This is a genomic window from uncultured Roseobacter sp., assembly GCF_947499265.1.
Lineage (GTDB): Bacteria > Pseudomonadota > Alphaproteobacteria > Rhodobacterales > Rhodobacteraceae > Roseobacter.
The window spans coordinates 204,770-228,090 of record NZ_CANMNK010000005.1 but is presented as its reverse complement, the minus strand read 5'-3'; the positions used below and the strand labels follow the sequence as shown (position 1 = coordinate 228,090).

General features: G+C 59.7%; 23 protein-coding genes. 9 read left to right on the top strand and 14 right to left on the bottom strand.

The window, feature by feature from the left end; genetic code table 11:
- Positions 1 to 2: 2 nt before the first annotated feature.
- Entirely contained in the window at positions 3 to 1,910 is a 1,908-nt protein-coding gene (locus tag Q1A63_RS15230) for a peptidoglycan -binding protein (protein ID WP_298973933.1), read from the top strand.
- A 168-nt stretch (positions 1,911 to 2,078) separates the two neighbouring features.
- Here the strand turns inward: Q1A63_RS15230 and clpA are convergent, their stop codons facing one another.
- Both clpA and gloB read right to left on the bottom strand, forming a co-directional pair.
- Positions 2,079 to 4,400 carry an ATP-dependent Clp protease ATP-binding subunit ClpA gene (gene clpA / locus Q1A63_RS15225; protein WP_298973929.1) on the bottom strand — a complete coding sequence of 774 codons (2,322 nt, stop codon included), beginning with the start codon at positions 4,398 to 4,400 and terminating at the stop codon, positions 2,079 to 2,081.
- Between the two features lie 175 nt (positions 4,401 to 4,575).
- Positions 4,576 to 5,343 carry a hydroxyacylglutathione hydrolase gene (gene gloB / locus Q1A63_RS15220; RefSeq protein ID WP_298974377.1) on the bottom strand — a complete coding sequence of 256 codons (768 nt, stop codon included), beginning with the start codon at positions 5,341 to 5,343 and terminating at the stop codon, positions 4,576 to 4,578.
- Positions 5,344 to 5,405: 62 nt separating this feature from the next.
- On the opposite strand from gloB, the gene Q1A63_RS15215 reads away from it, so the two are divergent.
- The 6 genes from Q1A63_RS15215 to Q1A63_RS15190 all read left to right on the top strand — a co-directional run bounded on the left by Q1A63_RS15215 (position 5,406) and on the right by Q1A63_RS15190 (position 11,325).
- On the top strand, positions 5,406 to 6,140 hold the full coding sequence (locus Q1A63_RS15215) for a class I SAM-dependent methyltransferase (protein WP_298973928.1): 735 nt from the start codon (positions 5,406 to 5,408) through the stop codon (positions 6,138 to 6,140).
- A 314-nt stretch (positions 6,141 to 6,454) separates the two neighbouring features.
- Positions 6,455 to 7,015 (top strand): F0F1 ATP synthase subunit delta, encoded by a 561-nt coding sequence (locus Q1A63_RS15210; protein ID WP_298973927.1) that lies wholly within the window; start codon positions 6,455 to 6,457, stop codon positions 7,013 to 7,015.
- Positions 7,016 to 8,554, top strand: a complete 1,539-nt coding sequence (atpA, locus tag Q1A63_RS15205) for a F0F1 ATP synthase subunit alpha (protein WP_298973926.1) — start codon at positions 7,016 to 7,018, stop codon at positions 8,552 to 8,554.
- A gap of 11 nt (positions 8,555 to 8,565) precedes the next feature.
- Complete coding sequence (locus Q1A63_RS15200) at positions 8,566 to 9,441, top strand: F0F1 ATP synthase subunit gamma (protein ID WP_298973925.1); 876 nt, start codon at positions 8,566 to 8,568, stop codon at positions 9,439 to 9,441.
- A 21-nt stretch (positions 9,442 to 9,462) separates the two neighbouring features.
- Positions 9,463 to 10,887: a F0F1 ATP synthase subunit beta gene (gene atpD / locus Q1A63_RS15195; RefSeq protein ID WP_298973924.1), complete on the top strand. Its 1,425-nt coding sequence runs from the start codon at positions 9,463 to 9,465 to the stop codon at positions 10,885 to 10,887.
- 12 nt (positions 10,888 to 10,899) lie between these two features.
- The gene (locus Q1A63_RS15190) at positions 10,900 to 11,325 is read left to right on the top strand and encodes a F0F1 ATP synthase subunit epsilon (protein WP_298973921.1); all 426 of its coding nucleotides are present in this window, start codon (positions 10,900 to 10,902) and stop codon (positions 11,323 to 11,325) included.
- Between the two features lie 254 nt (positions 11,326 to 11,579).
- Here Q1A63_RS15190 and Q1A63_RS15185 read toward each other — a convergent pair whose 3' ends face one another.
- The 4 genes from Q1A63_RS15185 to Q1A63_RS15170 form a co-directional block, all read right to left on the bottom strand.
- Positions 11,580 to 11,978 (bottom strand): hypothetical protein, encoded by a 399-nt coding sequence (locus Q1A63_RS15185; protein ID WP_298973919.1) that lies wholly within the window; start codon positions 11,976 to 11,978, stop codon positions 11,580 to 11,582.
- Positions 11,979 to 12,231: 253 nt separating this feature from the next.
- Positions 12,232 to 12,807 (bottom strand): c-type cytochrome, encoded by a 576-nt coding sequence (locus tag Q1A63_RS15180; RefSeq protein ID WP_298973917.1) that lies wholly within the window; start codon positions 12,805 to 12,807, stop codon positions 12,232 to 12,234.
- On the bottom strand, positions 12,804 to 14,060 hold the full coding sequence (locus tag Q1A63_RS15175) for a PQQ-dependent sugar dehydrogenase (protein ID WP_299632245.1): 1,257 nt from the start codon (positions 14,058 to 14,060) through the stop codon (positions 12,804 to 12,806). The genes Q1A63_RS15180 and Q1A63_RS15175 overlap by 4 nt, the downstream gene beginning before the upstream one ends.
- Before the next feature lie 312 nt (positions 14,061 to 14,372).
- Positions 14,373 to 15,392: a ribose-phosphate pyrophosphokinase gene (locus Q1A63_RS15170; RefSeq protein ID WP_298973915.1), complete on the bottom strand. Its 1,020-nt coding sequence runs from the start codon at positions 15,390 to 15,392 to the stop codon at positions 14,373 to 14,375.
- Positions 15,393 to 15,504: 112 nt separating this feature from the next.
- Here Q1A63_RS15170 and Q1A63_RS15165 point away from each other — a divergent pair, with 112 nt between their 5' ends.
- Together Q1A63_RS15165 and Q1A63_RS15160 are read left to right on the top strand one after the other, a co-directional pair.
- Positions 15,505 to 16,104: a 2-hydroxychromene-2-carboxylate isomerase gene (locus Q1A63_RS15165; protein ID WP_298973913.1), complete on the top strand. Its 600-nt coding sequence runs from the start codon at positions 15,505 to 15,507 to the stop codon at positions 16,102 to 16,104.
- Positions 16,101 to 16,901: an alpha/beta hydrolase gene (locus Q1A63_RS15160; RefSeq protein WP_298973911.1), complete on the top strand. Its 801-nt coding sequence runs from the start codon at positions 16,101 to 16,103 to the stop codon at positions 16,899 to 16,901. Before Q1A63_RS15165 ends, Q1A63_RS15160 begins: the two co-directional genes overlap by 4 nt.
- Here the strand turns inward: Q1A63_RS15160 and Q1A63_RS15155 are convergent.
- The 8 genes from Q1A63_RS15155 to Q1A63_RS15120 all read right to left on the bottom strand — a co-directional run bounded on the left by Q1A63_RS15155 (position 16,878) and on the right by Q1A63_RS15120 (position 23,081).
- A complete protein-coding gene (locus Q1A63_RS15155; RefSeq protein WP_298973909.1) occupies positions 16,878 to 17,918 on the bottom strand; it encodes a beta-eliminating lyase-related protein in 1,041 nt (346 codons plus the stop codon). The genes Q1A63_RS15160 and Q1A63_RS15155 overlap by 24 nt on opposite strands.
- On the bottom strand, positions 17,918 to 18,388 hold the full coding sequence (locus Q1A63_RS15150; RefSeq protein ID WP_298973908.1) for a YcgN family cysteine cluster protein: 471 nt from the start codon (positions 18,386 to 18,388) through the stop codon (positions 17,918 to 17,920). The genes Q1A63_RS15155 and Q1A63_RS15150 overlap by 1 nt, the downstream gene beginning before the upstream one ends.
- Positions 18,385 to 19,317, bottom strand: coding sequence for a bifunctional riboflavin kinase/FAD synthetase (locus Q1A63_RS15145; RefSeq protein ID WP_298973907.1), 933 nt, complete (start codon positions 19,315 to 19,317; stop codon positions 18,385 to 18,387). Before Q1A63_RS15145 ends, Q1A63_RS15150 begins: the two co-directional genes overlap by 4 nt.
- A gap of 80 nt (positions 19,318 to 19,397) precedes the next feature.
- Positions 19,398 to 19,841 carry a MaoC family dehydratase gene (locus Q1A63_RS15140; protein WP_298973906.1) on the bottom strand — a complete coding sequence of 148 codons (444 nt, stop codon included), beginning with the start codon at positions 19,839 to 19,841 and terminating at the stop codon, positions 19,398 to 19,400.
- A gap of 90 nt (positions 19,842 to 19,931) precedes the next feature.
- Positions 19,932 to 20,804: a TIGR01459 family HAD-type hydrolase gene (locus Q1A63_RS15135; protein ID WP_298973905.1), complete on the bottom strand. Its 873-nt coding sequence runs from the start codon at positions 20,802 to 20,804 to the stop codon at positions 19,932 to 19,934.
- A gap of 98 nt (positions 20,805 to 20,902) precedes the next feature.
- Positions 20,903 to 21,823, bottom strand: coding sequence for a manganese-dependent inorganic pyrophosphatase (locus Q1A63_RS15130; RefSeq protein WP_298973904.1), 921 nt, complete (start codon positions 21,821 to 21,823; stop codon positions 20,903 to 20,905).
- 91 nt (positions 21,824 to 21,914) lie between these two features.
- Positions 21,915 to 22,268 (bottom strand): MmcQ/YjbR family DNA-binding protein, encoded by a 354-nt coding sequence (locus Q1A63_RS15125; protein ID WP_298973903.1) that lies wholly within the window; start codon positions 22,266 to 22,268, stop codon positions 21,915 to 21,917.
- A 99-nt stretch (positions 22,269 to 22,367) separates the two neighbouring features.
- Positions 22,368 to 23,081, bottom strand: a complete 714-nt coding sequence (locus Q1A63_RS15120) for a VPLPA-CTERM sorting domain-containing protein (protein ID WP_298973902.1) — start codon at positions 23,079 to 23,081, stop codon at positions 22,368 to 22,370.
- Positions 23,082 to 23,321 lie beyond the last annotated feature (240 nt).

Here is a 23,321-nt window from a genome sequence, read left to right as displayed (position 1 = left end):
TCATGGCGCTGTCGCGACGTACCGGCACACGCTTTCAGGCTTCGATCTGGCCCGGGTTTGTCGATGCGATGACGGGTTTGCTGTTGGTGCTGATGTTCGTGCTGACCATCTTCATGGTGGTGCAATTTGTGTTGACCGAACGGATCACCGGACAGGAAACCGAATTGGACCAGCTTGCCGGGGAAGTGGCTGCTTTGGCGCAGGCCCTTGGGCTTGAGCGGCAAACCAGCAGCGATCTTGAAGCGCGCGTCGGCGCATTGAGCGCGTCACTGACCGACGCGGAAACCCGTATCGCGACGCTGACCGCCACACGGGACGCCCAGGCTGCGGCCTTGAGCGAAGCGCAAACCCAGATCACTAGTTTTGAGGCACAGGTCGCGGCGCTGATCGCGCAGCGCGATACGGCCCTCGGAGATGTTGCCGCATTGGAAGAAACCCGCGATGCGTTGGAGCAGACACAGGCGGAATTGCTGAGCGAACAGGAGGCGCTCAACCTCGCCTTGGCATCCGCACGCACGGAAATCGATGCGCAGGCTGAAGCCGCCCGTCTTGCTGCCGCGCGCCGTGAAGCACTGGACGCGCTGGTCGCTGACTTACGGGCCCGAAATGCCGCGACAGAGGGTGAGGTTGATCAGTTAACGGCAGAATTGGGGGATGCAGAACAAGCGCTGAGCGAAGAGGAGGCCGCAAGGCTGGCGGAAGCTGCCGCCGCAGAGGCCCTGCGCGCGCGGTTGGCGGATGCGGATGCTGAGTTGACGGCGATGACCCTGGCGCTGGAGGCGCAGCGAAAGGAGGCGGAAGACATGTTGACGCTTCTTGCTGCGGCACGGGCGGTTGAGAACGATCTCGATAGCCAACTGGCGGCCGCCTTGCTCCGGATCGATGGGTTGGAGGGCACTGCCGCGTCCGCTGCAGAGCAAGCGGAAGCTCTGCGCGCAGCGGAAGCTGAGTTGCGTGCCGAATTGGAAGCGGCTCAATCACAGGCCGAAACTGATCAGCAGGCGCTGCAAACGCAGCAAGCAGATCTCAAAGTGGAACAACAACGCTTGCGTGAACAACTCGCCACTGCGCTTGCTGCAAAGCTGGCGGCGGAAACGCTTGCCGAGGATACCAGCACCGATGCCGAGCGGCGCGCCGCCCTGCTGGCAGAGGCGCGCCGGGCATTGTCGCAGGAGGAAGAGATCAGCGCCGAAGCGCAACGCCAAACGGAACTTCTGAACCAACAGGTTGCGGCGTTGCGCACGCAATTGGGAGATCTGCAATCCCTCCTGGATGATGCGGTGGCAAGAGACGCGGCCTCTCAAGTCCGGCTCCAATCACTGGGGTCTGATCTCAACACGGCGCTGGCCCGCGTTGCGGCTGAAGAACGTCGTCGCGCAGCACTCGAGGAAAAAGAGCGGATCAGGCTGCAGGAAGAGGCTGCCCGTTTGGCGGAGGAAGCCAAGGATCTGGAGCAATACCGTTCCGAGTTTTTTGGCAGATTGCGCGACGTGTTGGGACGACAGGAAGGAGTGCGCATCGAAGGCGACCGGTTTGTGTTTTCCTCAGAGGTGCTCTTTGCGCCGGGGCGTGCAGACCTTTCCGAGGAGGGGCAGCGTGAAGTCGCCAAGGTCGCCGGGATCATTGCGAGTGTCGCGGATGACATCCCGCCAGAGATTGATTGGATCATCCGCGTAGACGGTCATACGGACAACCTGCCCCTGTCGGGCTTTGGTGAATTCTCAGATAACTGGGAACTCAGTCAGGGACGCGCCCTCTCCGTGGTGAAATACATGGTGAACGCCTTGGGCATTCCACCAAACAGGCTGGCCGCAAACGGTTTTGGGCAATATCAGCCGGTTGCGATAGATGATACCGAAGAAGCTCGCGCGCTGAATCGCCGGATCGAGCTGAAGTTCACGGAAAAGTAGATCCGGTCGTTTTGGAGGTGCAGACGTGATGGCGAGGCGTCCGCAGTCAGTCGATTTGCTGTGTATGTGTCGAACGCTGCGCCAGCTGGGTGAGGCGATTTCAGGCGCTCGAAAAAAAATCCCGCCGTGAATGAGCACAACGGGATTTGTCTTGTTTTTAGATGACCTTTATTCGGCCGTCAGCAAAGGTGGCTTATCGCCGGAAAGGCGCGGTTTGTCCGGGCCTTCGATCTTCAGATCGATTTCCCCACCTTTGACGCCCACTTTGACAATCCCACCTTTAGCCAGCTTGCCGAACAGCAAATCTTCGGCCAATGGCTTTTTGATATGCTCCTGAATGACACGGCCAAGCGGTCGTGCCCCCATTTTTGCATCGTAGCCCTTATCGGCCAGCCACTCCGCTGCCGGTTTGGTCAGTTCGATGGTCACGTTGCGATCCATCAGCTGGGCTTCCAGCTGCAGCACAAACTTCTCGACGACGCGGAGGATAACCTCCTTCGGCAGAGGCGAGAAGCTGATCACAGCATCAAGCCGGTTGCGGAATTCCGGCGTGAAAGTGCGCTCAATAGCGGCGGTATCCTCGCCCTCGCGACGGTCACGGCCAAAACCGATGGCTTCCTTGGCTTGCTCCGCCGCACCCGCGTTCGAGGTCATGATCAGAACGACATTGCGGAAATCCACCGTGCGCCCGTTGTGATCGGTCAGTTTGCCGTGATCCATTACCTGCAACAGAATATTGTAGACGTCCGGATGGGCCTTCTCCATCTCATCAAGCAGCAGCACACAGTGCGGATGCTGATCCACACCATCGGTCAGCATGCCCCCCTGATCAAATCCAACATAGCCCGGAGGGGCGCCGATCAGGCGGCTGACGGCGTGTTTCTCCATGTATTCGGACATGTCGAACCGTAGCAGTTCGACACCCAGGGTATCGGCCAGCTGCTTTGCCACCTCGGTTTTGCCGACGCCGGTCGGGCCTGCAAAGAGGTAGTTGCCAATCGGCTTCTCAGGTTCACGCAGCCCTGCGCGCGCCAGTTTGATGGCCGATGACAGTGCCTCGATCGCTTTGTCCTGACCAAAAACCACCCGTTTGAGCGAGTTCTCAAGGTCCTTGAGCACTTCGGCATCGTCTTTCGAGACGTTCTTCGGCGGAATGCGGGCAATCTTCGCCACGACATTCTCGATTTCCTTCGTGCCAATGGTTTTGCGTCGCTTCGCTGCCACCACCAGATGCTGCGCAGCACCTGCTTCATCGATCACATCGATTGCTGAGTCCGGCAATTTCCGGTCATTGATGTAGCGTGACGCAAGTTCCACCGAGGATTTGATCGCATCGGCGGTGTATTTGACCGAGTGATGATCCTCGAAATAGGGTTTCAAACCTCGCAGGATTTTCACCGCATCTTCGACAGACGGCTCATTAACGTCGATTTTCTGGAACCGACGGCTGAGGGCGCGATCTTTTTCAAAGTGCTGACGGAATTCTTTGTAGGTCGTCGACCCCATGGTCCGCAGTTTTCCGCCTGCCAAAGCGGGTTTCAGCAGGTTTGACGCATCCATTGCGCCACCCGAAGTTGCACCGGCACCAATCACGGTGTGAATCTCATCGATGAACAGCACCGCGTCTTCGTGTTGTTCCAACTCAGCAACAACAGCTTTCAGACGTTCCTCAAAATCACCACGGTAACGTGTGCCCGCCAGCAATGCGCCCATATCGAGCGAATAGATCGTGGTATTTTCCAAAACCTCCGGTGTCTCACCGGCGACGATCTTGCGTGCCAGCCCTTCCGCAATTGCGGTCTTACCAACGCCGGGATCGCCCACGAGAAGCGGGTTGTTTTTGCGGCGACGGCACAGCACCTGAATACAGCGCTCCACCTCGGCATCCCGCCCGATGAGCGGGTCGATATCGCCTTCGCGGGATTTGGCGTTCAAATCCACGCAGTATTTCTCAAGTGCACTTTCCTTTTTCTCGCCTTCGGTGACGCCCTGCGCCTCTTCCTCATGCTCCGGGGCACCTGAAACGGGGCGTTGTTCCCCAAACGCGGGATCCTTGGCCACTCCGTGTGCGATGAAATTGACCGCATCATAGCGCGTCATATCCTGCTCTTGCAGGAAATAAGCCGCATTGCTCTCGCGCTCGGCGAAAATGGCAACCAGCACGTTGGCGCCGGTCACCTCCGTGCGTCCGGAGGATTGCACGTGAATAGCTGCGCGTTGGATAACGCGCTGGAAGGCCGCCGTGGGCACCGCTTCGGAGCCGTCAACGTCGGTGACCAGATTGCTCAGGTCCTCGTCAACAAACTCTACAAGCGTGGCGCGCAGATCGTCGATGTCGACGCTGCAGGCTTTCATCACGCGGGTCGCATCTGGCTCATCAATCAATGCCAGCAGAAGATGCTCAAGTGTCGCAAACTCATGCCGTCGTGCATTGGCAAGGGCCAAAGCAGAATGGATTGCCTGTTCTAGTGTGGTCGAAAATGAAGGCACAATAAGCGCTCCTTCTGATCGGGGTCGGTGGAGGATCTGATTCTTGCCGATCCGTAAGCCGACCATGGCCTCATAGTATTAGAGTTTGGTTGATCGCAGCCCGGCTTCAAGTTTTTTCTTCGTTTTCTCAGTCACAAATTGTGTGAAGACGACATGAAAGGCTGTGATTTGGGCGTTAGAATGCATCCTTTCGGGCGCGGATTTCAGCAAAAACCTCAACGTTCGATGCATCTGGGAGCCCCAAAAGGCGGCGAATGTCAGGGTCGTCAGCGCGCAAGAACGGATTTGTTGCCATTTCCAGCGCCAAAGTCGAGGGAACGGTGGGAACCCCTGCAGCGCGCGCCGCAACGATCTCTTCATTCCGGGATATAAGGCTAGGATTATCAGGATCAATGGTTAATGCGAACTTAGCATTGGACGCGGTATATTCATGTCCGGAACAAATCAGCGTCTCTGGCGGCAGGGCGGCAAATTTGCTCAGGCTGGTCCACATCTGATCTGCCGTCCCCTCAAAGAGACGTCCGCATCCCAGCGCCATCAGGCTGTCGGCGGTAAAAGCGGCCGCCGCGTCGGGGATGTAATAGGCGATATGACCGACGGTATGACCAGACACATCCATCACCTGAACCTGGTGTCCGGCGAAATCGAAGGTTTCAGCATCACCAACGCGGCGGTTCAGCGCTGGTAAGCGGTGCGCATCTGCAGCGGCCCCTGTGACGGAGGCCGGGTGATCCTGCAGCACGCGGTCCAATCCCTGAACATGATCGGCGTGGTGGTGGGTGATCCAGGCCTCATCCAACCGCCATCCCCGAGAGGACAGTGCCTGCAGGATGGGCTCGGCCTCAGGCACATCCACAAGGGCGGTTTTGCCCGTCGAATCGTCATGCACCAAAAAGGCGTAATTGTCCGAAAGGCAGGGGATGGTCACGATCTCGAGGGGCATGGTCATTTTCCTTGGCTTTTGCGACACTCTGACCAGAGTGACCGATACCGGGGCGGGCTGCAATGCATCTGGACGTGCAGGATCTGCGCAATTTCTATTATCGCTCCGCCCTGGGACGGGCGGCGCAAGCGAGCCTGCAGGCGCGCATGCAGGAGATATGGCCTGAAGCAAAAGGACAAACCGTTGTCGGGTTCGGGTTCGCGGCCCCCCTGTTGCGCCCCTATCTGAAGGATGCGCGCCGCGTGATTGCACTGATGCCCGGACCACAGGGGGTGATGCCCTGGCCGCCGGGCCAGCCCAATGTCTCCGTACTGACCGAGGAAACGGAATGGCCGCTGGAAACCGGGCATGTGGACAAGCTGGTTGTCTTGCATGGGCTGGAAACGTCTGAACGGGCGTCTGATCTGTTGGAAGAATGCTGGCGCGTCCTGGGGCCAGGGGGGCGTGCCCTCTTCATTGTCCCCAATCGTGCGGGGCTTTGGGCGCGGCGGGACCGCACGCCCTTCGGCTATGGCAGGCCCTATTCGCCCGGACAATTGGAAACGCAACTGCGCAAGCATCAGTTTTTGCCGGAGCGCCATGCGGGCGCGCTTTATCAGGTGCCCTCGACCAAGCGGTGGTGGATGAAATTCGGCCCGGCTTTTGAAAAATTCGGGCGGCGTGTCCCAACGATGATGGCAGGCGGCGCTTTCATGGTCGAAGCCACGAAACTGGTCTATCCGCCCAAGGGCAAGGTTGAGCCACTGCGCAAATTGCGTGCAAGCGCCGTTTTGGAACCCACGGCCAAGCCGGTTTAGCGATTAAACGATCACCGCTACGGCGGCGATGGCTGCGCAAAACGGTGCATTTTGTGGCTTGGGAATCGAAAAATCCGTTAATAACGCCGCCATTTTGCAAACTTTCTGAGGGGCCAAACGGTCGCACCTGGGCCAAGCCGCTGAAATCATGGGAAAAGACGCAAAATCGCGGTTCACTATCTCATGTTGCGGGGTGTGATCCTCTCTGCTACATCACCGCTGATTTCGACGTCTTGAGTTAATTCAAGCCGCGCCAACACTCTCGGTGACGCGACTTTTTCGCATATCCGGGTCCGACTATCGAAAGGGTGGATGTGTCAGAACCAGCTTCGATTTCCACGAGTATTGCCGGGCGTTACGCCACCGCAGTCTACGAAATTGCCAGCGATGGAAAAGCCATCAAAGCGCTGGAGACCGACCTCGACGCGCTACAGGGCGCCCTTGCAGACAGCGAAGATTTCCGGGCCTTGATCCACTCGCCGATCTACTCTCGCGAAGAACAGGGCGCGGCCATCGCAGCCCTTTCCAAGAAAATGAAACTGTCGGACACGCTTGCCAACACGCTGGCGCTGATGGCGCAGAACCGCCGCTTGTTCGTGCTGCCGCAACTGGTCGCAACCCTACGCGATATTATTGCTGCGGAAAAAGGCGAAGTGACGGCGGATGTCGTCTCGGCCAAGGCGCTGACGAAAACACAGGCCGACAAGCTGGCCAAGTCATTGAAGGCCTCGACAGGCAAAACCGTAACACTCAATGCGACCGTGGATGAAAGCCTCATCGGCGGTCTTATTGTTAAAGTTGGTTCGCGCATGATCGACACGTCGATCCGCTCGAAACTGAATTCCCTCCAGAATGCAATGAAAGAGGTCGGATAAATGGGTATCCAAGCAGCAGAGATTTCTGCGATCCTGAAGGACCAGATCAAGAATTTCGGTCAAGAAGCCGAAGTGGCCGAGGTTGGCCGGGTGCTTTCCGTCGGTGACGGGATTGCGCGCGTATACGGTTTGGACAATGTTCAAGCCGGTGAGATGGTCGAATTCCCCGGCGGTATTCAGGGCATGGCGCTGAACCTTGAATCCGACAACGTCGGTGTGGTGATCTTCGGCTCCGACCGCGATATTAAAGAAGGCGATACCGTCAAGCGCACCAACTCCATCGTGTCCGTACCGACCGGTGACGAGCTGCTGGGCCGTGTTGTGGACGGTCTGGGTAACCCGATTGACGGCAAAGGCCCGATCAATGCGAAGACCTCCTCGGTTGCGGACGTGAAAGCGCCGGGCATCATCCCGCGCAAATCAGTCCACGAACCGATGGCGACTGGCCTTAAAGCGGTCGATTCCATGATCCCAATTGGCCGTGGCCAGCGGGAGCTGATCATCGGCGACCGTCAGACTGGCAAAACCGCTGTGGCGCTGGACGCGATCCTGAACCAGAAATCCTACAACGACGGTGCGGGCGACGACGAGAGCAAAAAGCTCTACTGCGTCTATGTCGCCGTGGGTCAGAAGCGCTCCACCGTGGCGCAGCTGGTCAAGAAGCTCGAAGAAACCGGCGCGATTGAATACTCCATCGTGGTCGCCGCGACAGCCTCCGAACCAGCACCGATGCAGTTCCTGGCACCTTATGCCGCGACCGCCATGGCCGAGCACTTCCGCGACAATGGCCGCCACGCGCTGATCATCTATGATGACCTCTCCAAACAGGCCGTGTCCTATCGCCAGATGTCGCTGCTGCTGCGCCGCCCACCAGGCCGTGAAGCCTATCCTGGTGACGTTTTCTATCTGCACTCCCGTCTGCTGGAACGTTCCGCGAAGCTGGGCGATGACGCGGGCAACGGCTCGCTGACAGCGCTGCCGATCATCGAGACCCAAGGTGGCGACGTGTCGGCCTTTATTCCGACCAACGTGATCTCGATCACCGACGGCCAGATCTTCCTGGAAACCGAACTCTTCTACCAAGGTATCCGCCCGGCCGTGAACACCGGTCTGTCGGTGTCTCGTGTGGGCTCTTCGGCGCAGACCAAGGCAATGTCTTCGGTGGCCGGCCCGGTGAAACTGTCCCTCGCGCAGTATCGTGAAATGGCGGCCTTCGCGCAGTTCGGCTCTGACCTCGACGCCTCGACCCAACAGCTGCTGGCACGCGGCGCGCGTCTGACCGAGTTGATGAAGCAATCGCAATACTCGCCACTGACCAACGCGGAAATCGTTTGCGTGATCTTCGCAGGCACCAACGGGTTCCTCGACAAGGTTGACGTCAAGGACGTGGGTCGTTTTGAGGCCGGTATGCTGGCGCATCTGCGCTCCAAGCACCAGGCGCTGCTGGACGACATCACCAACAACGACCGTAAGGTGAAAGACGACCTCGCTGACAGCATCAAAGCTGCTCTCAACGAATTCGCCGCTGATTTCGCTTAAGAGGTAGGCCCATGCCCAGTCTTAAGGACCTGAAAAACAGGATCGAGTCGGTCAAATCGACCCGCAAGATCACCAAAGCCATGCAGATGGTTGCAGCGGCCAAGCTGCGCCGCGCGCAGGAGGCTGCCGAGCAGTCGCGCCCCTACACGGAACGGTTCAACGCCGTGATGGCGGGGCTGGCGGCGTCGGTCGGCGGATCGGATTCAGCCCCCAAATTGCTGTCGGGCACTGGCAGCGACAAGGTGCAGTTGCTGATCGTCATGACGTCGGAGCGCGGCCTCTGTGGCGGCTTCAACTCGAACATCGCGAAACTAGCGCGCAACCACGCGGACAAGCTTTTGGGCGAAGGTAAAGAGGTCAAAATCCTTACCGTCGGCAAAAAAGGCCGCGACCAGATGAAGCGGGACTATGGCCAGTACTACATCGGCCATGTCGACCTGACGGAGGTCAAGCGCGTCGGCTACGTCGATGCTCAAGGCATCGCCAAAGACGTGCTCGGCCGGTTTGATGGCGGCGATTTCGACGTGGCCACGCTCTTCTATTCGAAGTTCGTGAATGTGGTCACGCAAATCCCGACCGCACAGCAGATCATCCCGGCATCCTTCGAAGCGGAAGAGGGTGACGAGGCCTCAACGCTCTTCGACTATGAACCCTCCGAAGAGGCGATCCTTGCGGATCTGCTGCCGCGCGGGGTGGCCACGCAGATCTTTGCGGGCTTGCTGGAGAACGGCGCGTCGGAACAGGGCGCGCGGATGTCTGCGATGGACAACGCGACACGCAACGCGGGTGAGATGATCGACAAGCTGACCATCCAGTACAACCGCTCACGTCAGGCCGTCATCACCAACGAGCTGATTGAAATCATTTCGGGCGCGGAAGCGCTCTAAAGAACAAACCGGAGAAACGACATGGCAAATGCAGTCGGCAAAGTAACTCAGGTCATCGGCGCGGTCGTTGACGTTCAATTCGAAGATCACCTGCCGGAGATCCTCAACGCGCTGGAAACCGACAACAACGGCAACCGTCTGGTGCTCGAAGTGGCCCAGCACCTTGGTGAAAACACCGTGCGTGCGATCGCCATGGATGCCACCGAAGGCCTCGTACGCGGCCAGACCGTGACCGACACGGATGGCCCGATCTCGATCCCGGTGGGCAACGCCACGCTGGGCCGGATCATGAACGTGGTGGGCGAACCCGTGGACGAGAAGGGCCCCGTGAACGCGGATGAGAAACGCTCCATCCACCAGGACGCGCCTGAATTCGCCGAGCAGTCGACCACCTCCGAAGTGCTGGAAACCGGCATCAAGGTGATCGACCTGTTGGCCCCCTACGCCAAGGGTGGCAAAATCGGCCTCTTCGGTGGTGCCGGTGTGGGCAAGACCGTTCTGATCATGGAACTGATCAACAACATCGCCAAGGTGCACTCCGGTTATTCGGTGTTCGCGGGCGTGGGGGAACGGACCCGTGAGGGCAACGACCTTTACCACGAGATGATCGAATCCAACGTGATCGATCCCGAGAACCTGGAAAACTCGCAGGTGGCCCTGGTCTACGGCCAGATGAACGAGCCTCCAGGCGCGCGGATGCGTGTGGCGCTGACCGGTCTGACGCTGGCCGAGCAGTTCCGCGACCAGTCCGGGACAGACGTTCTGTTCTTCGTCGACAACATCTTCCGCTTTACGCAGGCGGGTTCCGAAGTGTCGGCCCTTCTGGGCCGTATTCCTTCCGCTGTGGGCTACCAGCCGACACTGGCCACCGACATGGGCGCGATGCAGGAACGCATTACCTCGACCAAAGCCGGTTCGATCACCTCCGTGCAAGCGGTTTACGTGCCTGCGGATGACTTGACCGACCCCGCGCCTGCGACGTCCTTTGCGCACCTCGACGCGACAACAGTTCTCAGCCGTGCGATCTCGGAGCTGGGCATCTACCCCGCCGTGGACCCACTCGATTCCACATCGCGTCTGATGGACCCTGCGGTTGTGGGTGACGAGCACTATGCGGTTGCCCGTGACGTGCAGGGGATCCTGCAACGCTATAAGTCGCTGCAAGATATCATCGCGATCCTCGGCATGGACGAACTCTCCGAAGAGGACAAGCTGACCGTGGCCCGTGCCCGGAAAATCCAGCGTTTCCTCAGCCAGCCTTTCGACGTGGCGAAGGTCTTCACCGGGTCCGACGGTGTGCAGGTGCCGCTCGCTGACACCATCGAAAGCTTCAAAGCGGTTGTGGCCGGTGAATACGACCACCTGCCCGAAGGCGCCTTCTACATGGTCGGTGGCATCGAGGAAGTGAAAGCGAAAGCTGAAAAAATGGCGGCTGACGCTGCTTAAGGAGCCGGATTAATGGCAGATACGACGCAATTTGACCTGGTCTCGCCCGAGCGGCGGCTTGCCTCTGCGCAGGTCGTGTCGGTCCAGATCCCGGGCGCTGATGGCGATATGACAGCGATGGCGGGCCATGCGCCCACCATCACGACATTGCGCCCCGGCCTGCTGAGCACCGAAGGCCCGGATGGGACGTCGGAATATGTCGTCACCGGTGGTTTTGCCGAGATCACGGCAGCCGGTGTCACGGTTCTGGCCGAGCGCGCGTTGCCACGCGCCGAGGTGACGGCGGAGCATCTGGCCGAAATGGTCAAAGAGGCCGAAGACGCGTTGAACAACGCCAAAGCGGCCTTTGAGAACGAACCCGGTCCGGTCGACGATGCCGCCAAACTGCTCGCCGATATGGTTGCGGTAGGCGATCACATCGGCATCTCAGCACGCTGAACAACGCCTGATTACAGACGAAAGACCCCGCTCGCATTGCGCGGCGGGGTCTTTCCATTTTTGCTCGTTGCGACCGGCGTTGGATGGGTCCGATTCTCTTGGCCCATGTTACGACGTCCGGTACCGCAGCCGCGGTCGTAAGTGGTGTGCGACGGCGTTCCGGGTGGGAGGCATAAAGCGGGATCACACTCTGTGTTGCCAGACCCGATGCCATGCCTACTGCCTGTCGCCAGGGGCCGTTGAAAGGTGCCGCATCACAATCTGGCGGGGTTGCCGCGCAGCAGAACCGAGTGGTCGGTAATCTTGCCCGTCTGGACCCAGACGATCTTGTTGCCGTTGCGATGGAAGGTCACGCAGCGTTCCTTGCCGCCGCCAAGCTTCGCCCAGCGGCGGCAATACTTGTTGCCCTTGATCCGCCAGACACCGGATTCGATCCGTTTTTTGTTGTACACGATCTTCATTTTCCGGTCGGAACTGTAGTGGATAACGTATTTTCCCGACCGGTCTACGCCGCGCAGGGAGTTACCGACAAGCGCGCTTTTGATCTCTTGCCCGGTCATCTGGGTGTATGTGGATTTCTGGCTGGTGTTGCCGGCGACGGCAGTACTCGCGAGAACAAGGCTGGTCAGACCAGCGATAAGAAGGGTTTTCATCTGTCTCTCCATTCAAGTTGCGTGTGGGGAGAACGGGTGAGATGAGCGGTTATTCCTCTCTTTTTCCTCTTCGCGTCGTTTTTGAATATGCGGGTCGGGTCGTCGGAGCGGCGACGTCTCTTGTTTCGACTGGAAAGGCGAAATAAAAATAAGGTGTTACACTGCGGCGCGCGACTTGCGGTTTTGTCGATCAAGAGGCTTATGGGGGGCTGCGCGAAAGTGCGCCGGATCACCCACCACTCGCTGGTCGCTCTTACTCCACCGTCTCGATGTACAGCTTCACCGCTGCGTACCAATCGGCATAGGCGCGGATCTCTTCGTTGGTAAGCTCCGCGGCCACCTCGCTCATTACCTCGTGTGTCCGCTGGCCGCTTCGAAAGGCTTTGAGCTGTGTGTCGATGTAAATGTTGGTCTCTCCCGCCAGATTGGGCGCATCGTCGAAGAGGTGAATGCCATCTGTTCCATGACAGGCGACACAAGCCTCCGGGGCACCAGCAGGGTCTGCGGTCAACTCTGCCGTTGCAGAATGCCCCGCGTACCAGGCCGCAAGATCGGCGATCTGCTGATCTGAAAGGTTGGCGGCAACGATGGTCATCATCTCATGCTCACGCGTGCCATCGCGAAAGGCGGTCAGCTGTGCGCGCAGATAGGATTCGGGCTCACCGCCGATATGTGGCGCAATAGGAATGGTGGCAAACCCATCTGACCCGTGACAGGTCCGGCACTGACCAGAGATTTGGCGCCCGGCGTCCCGGTCACCGATGATATCCGCAAAAATGGGCCCGGCGTGTAACCCCACGCCGAGCACCAGAAGGCTTGTAAGCCTCATTTGGTGTATGCGATCCGCCAGATCGCACCGGCGAAGTCATCCGAGACCAGCATCGAGCCATCTTTCAGGAAGGCGATGTCCATCGGCCGCCCGCGATATTCGCCTGTTTCCTCGTTCAGCCAGCCATCGGCAAAGACCTGCGCTTCGACCGCATCGCCGGTCTCCGGATCCAGCGCCGTGAACATAACCCGCGCGCCCACCGGCGTCGTGCGGTTCCACGAGCCATGCTGCGCCCAGAAGATGCCGCCCTCATAGGCATCGGGGAAGCTGGACCCTTCGTAGAACTTCATGCCCAGATCGGCGGCATGGGCGGTCAGCTCCAGCTGCGGTTCGATGAAGGTGACGCCTTCGGGACGTGGATGCTCGGCTTCGGACATGATCTCGACACGGCTGTTGGTCCAGGGGAACCCAAAGTGCTGGCCCGCCTCGGTCTGGCGGTTCAGCTCGCCCGGCGGGATGTCATCCCCCATGCCGTCCACCTGGTTGTCGGTCCACCACAGCTCACCGGTCTCGGGGTGGAAATCCTGCCCCACCGAGTTGCGGACCCCACGGGTAAAGACCTCGCGGCCCGTGCCATCGGTGTTGATGCGGATGATGCCGCCGATGCCGATCTTGTCGTACATCTCGACCTTCTCCGCGGGCTGCACGTTGTGCGGCTGGCCCAGCGAGATATAGAGCTTGCCGTCCGGGCCCACGTCACAGACCCGTGCGGTGTGGTTGAAGCTTTCTTCCTCCACCGGCACCAGATCGCCCTGCTCGACCACAACGGCGACCGCGGGATCGGGCCCTTCAAAGAAGAATTCCGCAGCGGGGAAGTTCAGCACCCGGTTGCGCTCGGCAATGAACAGGAAGCCATCCTTCGAGAAGCAGGGCCCGTTAGGAATGTCGAAGGTGATCGAGGGTGCGAAATCCTTGACCTCATCCGCCACCCGGTTGCGGTCACGGTCCACCACGGACCAGACCTTGTCCTTGCGCGTGCCCACAAATGTCACCGTGCCCTGTGGCGCCACCGCCATGGAGCGCGCGTCCGGCACAACCGCATAGAGGCTGACCTCGAAACCGTCCGGGACCTTGATATGTGGAATGATGTTCTTGAGCGCCTCTGCCCGGTCTCCGGACTGATCGACCATCGTGAATGTCGCATCGGTGCGTTGCATATTGGACAGCTTGTCCATGTTATCCTGTGCACTGGCCGTGCCGGCCAGCCCCGTACTTAACAATAGTCCAGCGGCAAGTTTCAGTAGCTTCATGATCATCCTCCCAGTTGATTGAATTGCGGCTACACACCCCACACTGCGGACCCGCAACGCCCCGCATCCGATATAACAGCGTAGTCAAAGCCGACCTGTCAACAACCACCGCGTGTTGCACGCACGGTGCGCACACCGACTTTGGTCGGTCTTTTCGATTGGGAAAACCGGACTAGGGCATGGCGTTTCGAGATAGGATATTGAGGTAGAAGCGCCTGGATCCGAGAACGCCCCAGGGGCGCGCAGATCGTCGCGGGCTGTTCTCCGGCCGGATGTCGTCGCTAGCGTTTTTTGGCTGGCGAACCCTGTGTGAGATTACTCAGCGGCGTACATGCCATCGTAGATCGGGCTCAGCGTTTCCGCCTCGAACAGGGAGGAGACGGAGGTGCCGCTCCAGATGTTCAGGATCGCCTGAGCGAAAACGGGCGCGGTGGGCACGATGCGGATGTTCTTGGCGTTCTTCACTGCCTCTGTTGCCGCAATCGAATCCGTGATCACCAGCGACTTCATCACCGATTTGGTAACACGCTCCACCGCGGGGCCGGACAGCACGCCGTGGGTGATATAGGAGTGCACTTCCTTGGCGCCGTTCTCGATTAACACTTCTGCGGCTTTGCAGAGCGTACCGGCAGTGTCGCAGATATCATCCACTATCAGGCAGGTTTTCCCGGTCACATCGCCGATCACTGTCATTTCTGCAACTTCGCCGGGCTTTTCGCGGCGCTTGTCCACAATGGCGAGCGGCGATCCGATGCGCTTGGCCAGCTCGCGGGCGCGGGCTACGCCGCCGACGTCCGGGGAGACGATCATCAGCTCGTTCATCTTGTTTTTGAACGCGTCCTTGATGTCGAGCGCGAAGATCGGCGAGGCATAGAGGTTGTCCACCGGGATGTCGAAGAAACCCTGGATCTGTGCCGCGTGTAGATCCATGGTCAGGACCCGCTCGATGCCGGTGCCCACCAGCATGTTTGCGACCAGCTTGGCGGTGATGGGGGTGCGCGCCTTGGTGCGGCGGTCCTGCCGCGCGTAGCCAAAATAGGGCAGTACCGCCGTAACGCGCGAGGCAGACGAGCGGCGCAGCGCATCCGCCATGATCAGGAGTTCCATCAGGTTGTCATTGGCGGGGTTGGAGGTGGATTGGACGATGAACATGTCCTCGCCCCGGACGTTTTCGAAGACTTCGACAAAGATTTCACCATCGTTGAACCGCTCAACCCTTGCATCCACAAGCCCCACCTGTTTGCCGCGATGCATCGACATCCGCCGGGCGATGGCATTGGCCAATGGCATGTTGGCATTGCCGGCGATCAGTTTCGGTTCTTGGAATTCTGGCATGGGGGGCGATCCTGGGTTGCGTCGAGCAAATGTGACAGATTCGTGATGTTGACTTCACCTAGCACGGCCTTACCAATCGGCAAAGAACCTCGCACCCATAAGGAGCCCCAAAATGGCACATATCGACCTCTTTTTCTCAACGCTTTCTCCTTATGCCTACCTTGCCGGGAATCGCGCCGAAAAGGTGGCGGAAAAACACGGGGCCTCCATCACCTACAAGCCGCTCGACATCATGGCGCTCTTTGCCCGGACCGGGGGCACCCCACCCAAGGATCGCCATCCAAGCCGCGTTGAATATCGCGCGCAGGAGTTGGTGCGGCAGGCCAAGCTGCTAGACATGCCGTTCAACCTGAAGCCCGCCCATTGGCCGACCAACGCGGCCCCGTCGTCCTATGCCTTTATTGCGGCGCAGAACGCGGGCGGCGGGGATCTGGGCAAGCTCATGTTTTCGATCTGCCGGTCGGTCTGGGCGGAGGACAAGGACATCGCCGAGGACGCGGTGGTGCGGTCCTGTCTGCAGGAGGCCGGGTTTGACGCCGGGCTGGCGGACAGCGGGCTGCTGGTCGGGGCGGAAACCTATGCGGCCAATCTGGAAGAGGCGGTGGAGCACGGTGTGTTCGGCTCGCCCTTTTACATCACCGACAGCGGGCAGCGGTTCTGGGGGCAGGACCGGATCGCCGATCTGGATGCGCATCTCGCCGGAACGATATGACGTCAGGCCATTTCACCCATGCCCGGACCTTTGGGCATGGGGCGAGAGAGGCGCTGGCGATCCATTGCACCCTGGCGCATGCTGGCGCCTGGCGGGGCGTCGGCAGGGCGCTGGAAGATCGTGTGACACTGACGGCGATCGACCTGCCCGGTCATGGCAAAAGCGACGATTGGGACGGCACGGTTGATCTGCATGACCTGTGCATGATGGCCGCACGGGCGCATTTGCCGGTGCGCCGGGATGTGATCGGTCATTCGTTTGGCGCCACGATCGCGCTGCGCCTTGCGGTGGAGCATCCGGAACGGGTGCGCAGTCTGACCCTGATCGAACCCGTATTCTTTGCAGCCGCCATCAAGGACACGCCCAAGCGGATGCAGGCGCATGAGGTCGAAGCTGAACCCTATTTTACGGCCCTTTCAGCAGGTGACACGGCAAAGGCCGCCCGCCTTTTCAACCGGTTCTGGGGCGACGGCACCAAATGGGACGAGATGCCGGAGACGACGCGCCGTTACCTTGCGGACCGCATGTATGTGGTGCCGGGTCAGTCGCCTGTGATCATCGACGACGCCGCAGGGCTGATGACGCCGGGGCGGCTCGAGCGGGCCGCGATGCCCTGCCTTCTGGTCGAAGGGGACCAAACCGCCGATATCATTGACGCGGTCAATGCCAGTCTCGCGCGCCGGTTGCCCAATGTGCGGCGCGCGACCATTGCGGGCGCCGGGCACATGTCGCCGATCACCCACCCCGGCGCGGTAGCGCAAGAGATTGCAGCACTACTCGAAGTGGCTGAGGAATAGATCGATCTGCTCCGCCGTCATCGACCAGTCACATACCAGCCGCGCCGTCAGCAACTCGTCCGGGTCATCGCCCGCGAGTCTGCCCGACCAGATGTAGTAGACGGCACCCGCATCGTGCAGGCGCTGGTGCACCCGGCGGGCAAAGCGGGCAAAGATCATGTTTGCCTGCGGTTCGTGTTCGAATACTGCGCCCGCCGCGCGCAGCCCAGTTGTGAGCCGGGCGGCGTTGGCATTGGCGTTTCTGGCGGCCTCCAGCCAGGCATTGTCCTGCAGATAGCCAGCCATTTGCGCCGACAGGAACCGGTGTTTGGAGAAGAGATGCGCCCCGCGTTTGCGCCGCAGCTCAAACTCCCACGCCTTTTCAGAGTCGAAGAACACCACGGCCTCGACGCCCAGACAGCCGTTTTTCGTGCCGCCAAAACTGACCACGTCAATGCCTGCTTTCCACGTCATCTCCGCCGCTGAGCATCCCAGCGCCGCCAGCGCATTTGCGAAACGCGCGCCATCCAGATGCACCGGCAGGTTGAAGTCTTTGGCCACTGAAGTCAGGGCCTGGAGTTCGTCCGGCGTGTAGACACTGCCGCGTTCCGTCACCTGGGTGATCGAAACGGCCCCGCGTTCGGGCCCGTGCACGCCACGCACGCCTTCCGCCTTGATCCGGGCGCGCAATCCGCCGGGCGTCATCTTGTCGGGTGTGTCCACGAGGCACAGCTTGGCGCCGCCGGTGTAGAATTCAGGGGCGTTGCACTCATCCTCCTGAATATGCGCGATGTGGCTGCAGAACACCGTCTGCCAAGGTTGGCAGTAACAGGCCAGCGCCAGCACGTTCGCGGCCGTGCCCGTGGCAACCAAATATACGGCGGCCTCCGGGGCTTCAAAAATATCGCGGATCTGCTGCCGGACCTCCTCCATGACCGGATCCGCGCCATAGGGCATCGCATAGCCGGTGTTGGCTTCCGCCATGCGGCGCATCACTTGCGGCAGCGCAGGCCCTGCGTTGTCGGAGGCAAAAAACATCAGACAGGCTCCTCGATGATATGCTCTTCCCACTCGTCTTCGGGGATGTCAAATTCGCTGAGCGTCCAGCCCTGCACAGACACGCCCGCGTCATGTACCGATTGCGCCGTGCCGCTGATCAGCGGGTGCCAGTCGGGCAGGGGATCCCCTTGCCACAGCAGCCGGTAGGCGCAGGTTTCAGGCATCCAATAGGCGTGCGTGTCCAGATTGTCAGGTTTCAGCACGATGCATTCAGGGATGAACTGGTGGCGGTTTTCATAATGCGCACAGCGGCAGGTGCTATCGTCCAGCAGGCGGCAGGCAATGCGGGTCAGCGCAACGGCACCGCTCTCTTCATCCTCGAGTTTGTTGAGGCAGCATTTGCCGCAGCCATCGCAGAGCGATTCCCATTCCTTCTGGGACATCTTGGTCAGCGGTTTGCGCTCCCAGAACCTGTCTTTCAGGCCACTGCGGTCGATGGGATCGCTCACAGCGCCCCCAAAATGCGGTGGGCCTGTGCGCTATCCGCGTCCATTTGCGTAATCAGCGCGTCCAGACTGTCGAACTTTTCTTCCGGGCGAAGATGCTCGACAAGCGCAACCGACAGCGGCGTGCCGTAGAGGTCCCCCTGAAAGTCAAAGATGAAGGTTTCCAGGTTGGGGCGATTTTCCCCGAACATCGGACGCACCCCCATGGAGGCAACGCCGTGATAGCTGCCCTGATGCGGGCCTTCCAGCACGTCGACCAACACCGCATAGACACCAAAGGCGGGCGGATGCAGCCCTTCGATGGACATGTTGGCCGTGGGATAGCCCAGCTCGCGCCCGCGCTGTTCGCCGCCAATCACCGGTCCTTCGATCCGGTGCCAGTGGCCCAGCATATCCGCGGCGAGCCGGGGATCGCCATCGCTCAGCGCCTTGCGGATCGCCGTGGAGGAAACTGTCTTGTCCGCTTGTTCGATCAGCGGCGCAATGGTGACGCCAAAGCCCATATCCTGGCCAAACTGTCGCAAATCATCAATGGTACCGGCACGCCCCTTGCCGAAACAGAAATCAGCGCCCACGATCACGTGTTTCAGGCCAAACCCATCGGCAATGACTTTGCGGGCGAACTCTTCTGGCGTGAGCGCCGCCAGTGCGGCGTTGAAGTTCAACTCATAGAGCCGTTGCACCCCCAGTTTTTCCAGGCGGCTGGCGCGGGCTTCGCGGCTCATCAGCCGAAAGGGGGCGGCGTGGGGGGCGAAATGCACGCGCGGATGCGGCTCAAAGGTGACAATCCCCAGCGGCGCATCAGGTTCAACCTGCCGGGCCAGATCGATCACCGATTGATGGCCCAGATGCACGCCGTCAAAATTGCCAATCGCCGCGCTGGCGCCGCGGTTTTCGGGGTCAACAAATTGGTAGTCGCGGATAATCCTCATCCGCCTTGCGTAGCCTCGACGCGCAAGACACGCAAGCGCTCTGACCTGTCAGAAAGGGTGGTGGCGCAGCAGGGGTGAGGTCAGTCGAACTTGCGTGACGGTGCCATCACAGTGGCTTCGCCGATCAGGACTTTCTTGCCGTCTACCGAACAGTGGCATTCCAGCTTGACCCTGCGTTTGGCCATTTCGATGTCGATGACCTTCACCTCGGCGTAGACAAGATCGCCCGGGCGGACCGGGGCCAGAAACTTCAGGGACTGGCCCATGTAGACGGTGCCGTGCCCGGGCAGTTGCTCGCCGATCACTGCCGAGATCAGGCCCGCGGTCAGCATCCCATGGGCAATACGCCCCTCAAAGATCGTGTCGCGGGCGTAGTCATCATCCAGATGCACCGGGTTCCGGTCGGTCGAAATCTGGGCAAACATCTCGATGTCTTCGTCCGTCACCACCTTTTGCAGGTGGCGCGACATGCCCATTTCGATGTCCTCGATGCAGATGGTGCCGCGGGGCAGATTGTCCAACATGATGACCCTTCCGGTAATTTTCTGATCATTACGATGTAACGGTTGAAACTTTATTACTTCGCAACTGCAGAAAAGCAAGGAAAAAATAGGTCAGCGCAGGAACCCTATCGTATAGGTTGGGTTGGACATTTCCCTTTGTAAATAATCCTTTAGCGCATCTGGATCGGGATCGCTGTTTGTTTTGGTCTCCGCCGCGGCGAGACCGCCGGAGATGAACAGCGAATCGATGTCCTCCCCCATGGCGCCTGCGATGTCCGTCAGCACGCCGTCCCCGATCGCCAGAATGCGATTGTCGGGCACATCCGTGCCGAGCGCGGAGAGCCTGCGGCGCGCCAGATCATAGATCGGCGGGTGCGGTTTACCGAAGTAGAGGCTCTCACCGCCCATGTCGGTATAGAGTTGCGCCAGCGCGCCCGCACACCATTCTCGTTGCTCGCCCCGGTCGACAACGATGTCGGGATTGGCGCAGAGCAGTTTCAACCCGCGCTGTTTGGCCATCAGAAACTCGGGGCGCATAACGTCGGGGTCGGCCAGCGGATCGCGCGGGCCCGTGCAGACGATACCCTCGGCCTCTTCCAGAGGCACGGCGCATACGTTCACAGGGTTTTGCACCACACCGATGGGTTCAAAGAACCGTTCATCCCCAGGATAGCCGATGTGCCAGACTTTTTCCCCCACCACACCGCGAAACATGGCCGAGCGCGCGCTGTCGCCCGAGGTGGCGATGGTGTCCCAACTGTCGTCCGGCACACCAAAAGCCACCAGTTGCTTTTCGACGCCAGCGCGGGGGCGGGGCGAGTTTGTCACCAGGACAACCTTGCCGCCGGATGCACGATAGTCTTTCAGGGCGGCGACCGCTTTGGGCAGGGCGGAGACGCCGTTGTGAACGCACCCCCACAGATCGACGAAGAGCGCATCATATTGCGCGGAGATCTCGCTGAGAGAAGTGATGATGCGTGTCATGTTCCGGCCCGCTTTATTGCTGCTGTCAGGCACGGTCGATCAACCCACGACCGGCCCACCTGTTGAAAAGCCCGCCGCCGGAGCTGCGGGCCGGGATATCAGACCTTCAGATTGGGAATGATCTGCTTCTTGCGGCTCATGATGCCGGGCAGAACGACCGTGTCGCCATCCACGCTAGCGTCAAAGCTCTTTTCAGCCACGGATTTCACAAGGTCATTCGGGACCATCAGCGTCGCTTCTTCCTGCAGGATATCGACGACAAACAGCAAGACCTGATCTGCGCCGTCCTCATCGGCGACGCCGGGCATCGCCGCCATCAACGCATCCTTGCGATCCAGCACCATTTTTGGCGAGGTCGTTTCCAAAACGGAGACGCGGAACTGTTTGCCGCCGACTTCGTATTCCTTGCTGTCCATGCGCAGCAGTTCGGCTTCGGAAAAGGCCGAGACGTCGGATTTCGCGGCAAACATCTCTGCGGCATATTCAGAGATATTGACATCCAGCGCCTGCGCCAGATCCCAGGCCACGGCCTTGTCCTCGTTTGTCGTCGTCGGGCTGCGGAACTCCAGCGTGTCGCTGAGAATGCAGGACAGCATCGCGCCCTGGATGCTCTGCGGCATCTGCGCCAAGTCCTTGCCGATCATTTTCCACATGATCGTCGCGGTACAGGCGAGCGGTTCGATGCGGATGTCGATGGGCCCTTTGGTTTCCAGCCCGCCCACCAGCTTGTGGTGATCAATGATACCCTGGATATCGGCATCATTGATGTTGTCCGGCAGTTCCGCAGGGTTGTTTGTGTCCACGATCACCACGGGCGTGTCCGCGGCAACCTCAGAGATGATCTCGGGCTTGTCCAGCGACCAGCGGTCCAAAACGAACAACGCTTCGGTGTTTGGCTCTCCCAGAAGGACCGGTTTGGCGTCGACGCCTTTGATCTGGTTCAGGTACCACGCCCAGATGATGGGCGAGCCGGTGCTATCGGTATCCGGAGATTTGTGGCCAAAAACGAGGGTTGTCATACTGGGGAATCCTACAGTTGCGGAACTAAAAATTTCGCGCCTTATAACACGGGCATCACCGGTGTCACCCCGCCTCTGCTGCGGCGCAGCATCACAGCTTCAATTCGGCGCGTTTCTTCTTGGTCAATCCGGCGATGACCATGTCATATGATGCTTTCAGGTGATTTTGAAGCTCACTGTCCGAGAGGCCAGGTGCCGCATAGTGTTGCAGCCACTTCAGCCCGCGCGAGGCCATATAGGGGGCCGGGCGCACGCCCGGCGTATCTTGCAGAACTTCGAATGCGAGATCGGAGGCCTTGAAGGTAAAGGCGTCCAGCCCGTCATTCCAGCCACAAATGGCGAAAACCTTGCCGCCCACCTTCCAGACATCAGCGTTGCGCCATTGCACCACATGGGTTGTCGCGGGGAGCGCCGCGCAAAAGGCGTTGAAGTCATCGCGTGTCATCTGGCCAGGATAGGACGTGGTGCGGTTTCTGTCATCTCAAACGAAAGTCGCGCCCCCCGAAGGCAGCGCGACATTCTGTTGTAGGTCAAAGTGGGCCGCTTACGCTGCTTTGCGCCGCCGGCGCATCACACCCACGGTGCCCAGACCGGTCAGCAGCAGCAAAGCACCCGCAGGCAGCGGCACTGGCGCCAGCTCGATGTTCACGTCGCCGCGATAGCTGGATGTTTGTAAACGGCGGATCTGAGCGTTCTCGTCACATAAGGTACAGCCCTTGCCCGCAGAGAGCGAGAACCAGAAGGCTTGGCCAAGCTTTTGGTTCTTGTTGTTGGCGCCTTCACCAACTTGAACCGCAAATTGATAGTTGGCTGGCTTCAGCACCGCGTTCAGGTTCAAACCGGCCAGTTTGCCAAACCCAACCAGCATGCCGCCGGTCATATCCAGAAGCCGGATCGGACCAATGGGATCGACACCCTCATTCTTGAAAACCGGGTTTTCCGTGCCGGGCACCGACCCGAAATTGAACATCACGTCAAAACCGCTGGTCGCATCGTTCTGCGACTGTGCCCGGCCCTTCAGATACCCGCTGTCGTCACTGTTCAACATCAGCTTGCCCGCAGCCGGAGCGAAATCGAAGTCGGACCCGAAGAATTGCCCGTGGACCGTTCCCAGCCCGCCTTGCAACCACACGCTGTGGTCTGCGCCATTGCCGACGGCAGATGTTGCGCGATATTTACCGTCAAAAACCGCAGCATGGCTCGCCGTCGCGGAAATCACGACCGCCGCCACCGCGGAGATGAGTGTCTTAATCTTCATATTGGTACCCTCTTTACACCGTTTTTTTTGCCGTCGTTTTGGCATTATGTTGTTTTAGTGAGCGGACGCTAGCATGACATCATGCCTTGTTCATAGCGCGGAGGTTGGTTTAATGCCGTGAAATCTGTGGCACTTAAGGTTAATTTTCGACCCTGCCGGGAATGGCTCTCGCGAGGCGAGAATACCCTCCTGAAACGGGTGGCTGGTCTGCGAAATCCGCGAAGGGAACGAATCATTCCA

Excerpts from the sequence above, each read along its gene's own strand:
- Q1A63_RS15230 (WP_298973933.1), top strand. The coding sequence starts at position 3 with ATGGCGCTGTCGCGACGTACCGGCACACGCTTTCAGGCTTCGATCTGG.
- gloB (WP_298974377.1), bottom strand. The coding sequence starts at position 5,343 with ATGCCCCTCGAGATCGTGACCATCCCCTGCCTTTCGGACAATTACGCC.
- Q1A63_RS15215 (WP_298973928.1), top strand. The coding sequence starts at position 5,406 with ATGCATCTGGACGTGCAGGATCTGCGCAATTTCTATTATCGCTCCGCC.
- atpA (WP_298973926.1), top strand. The coding sequence starts at position 7,016 with ATGGGTATCCAAGCAGCAGAGATTTCTGCGATCCTGAAGGACCAGATC.
- Q1A63_RS15200 (WP_298973925.1), top strand. The coding sequence starts at position 8,566 with ATGCCCAGTCTTAAGGACCTGAAAAACAGGATCGAGTCGGTCAAATCG.
- atpD (WP_298973924.1), top strand. The coding sequence starts at position 9,463 with ATGGCAAATGCAGTCGGCAAAGTAACTCAGGTCATCGGCGCGGTCGTT.
- Q1A63_RS15190 (WP_298973921.1), top strand. The coding sequence starts at position 10,900 with ATGGCAGATACGACGCAATTTGACCTGGTCTCGCCCGAGCGGCGGCTT.
- Q1A63_RS15185 (WP_298973919.1), bottom strand. The coding sequence starts at position 11,978 with ATGAAAACCCTTCTTATCGCTGGTCTGACCAGCCTTGTTCTCGCGAGT.
- Q1A63_RS15180 (WP_298973917.1), bottom strand. The coding sequence starts at position 12,807 with ATGAGGCTTACAAGCCTTCTGGTGCTCGGCGTGGGGTTACACGCCGGG.
- Q1A63_RS15170 (WP_298973915.1), bottom strand. The coding sequence starts at position 15,392 with ATGCCAGAATTCCAAGAACCGAAACTGATCGCCGGCAATGCCAACATG.
- Q1A63_RS15165 (WP_298973913.1), top strand. The coding sequence starts at position 15,505 with ATGGCACATATCGACCTCTTTTTCTCAACGCTTTCTCCTTATGCCTAC.
- Q1A63_RS15160 (WP_298973911.1), top strand. The coding sequence starts at position 16,101 with ATGACGTCAGGCCATTTCACCCATGCCCGGACCTTTGGGCATGGGGCG.
- Q1A63_RS15155 (WP_298973909.1), bottom strand. The coding sequence starts at position 17,918 with ATGTTTTTTGCCTCCGACAACGCAGGGCCTGCGCTGCCGCAAGTGATG.
- Q1A63_RS15145 (WP_298973907.1), bottom strand. The coding sequence starts at position 19,317 with ATGAGGATTATCCGCGACTACCAATTTGTTGACCCCGAAAACCGCGGC.
- Q1A63_RS15140 (WP_298973906.1), bottom strand. The coding sequence starts at position 19,841 with ATGTTGGACAATCTGCCCCGCGGCACCATCTGCATCGAGGACATCGAA.
- Q1A63_RS15135 (WP_298973905.1), bottom strand. The coding sequence starts at position 20,804 with ATGACACGCATCATCACTTCTCTCAGCGAGATCTCCGCGCAATATGAT.
- Q1A63_RS15130 (WP_298973904.1), bottom strand. The coding sequence starts at position 21,823 with ATGACAACCCTCGTTTTTGGCCACAAATCTCCGGATACCGATAGCACC.
- Q1A63_RS15125 (WP_298973903.1), bottom strand. The coding sequence starts at position 22,268 with ATGACACGCGATGACTTCAACGCCTTTTGCGCGGCGCTCCCCGCGACA.
- Q1A63_RS15120 (WP_298973902.1), bottom strand. The coding sequence starts at position 23,081 with ATGAAGATTAAGACACTCATCTCCGCGGTGGCGGCGGTCGTGATTTCC.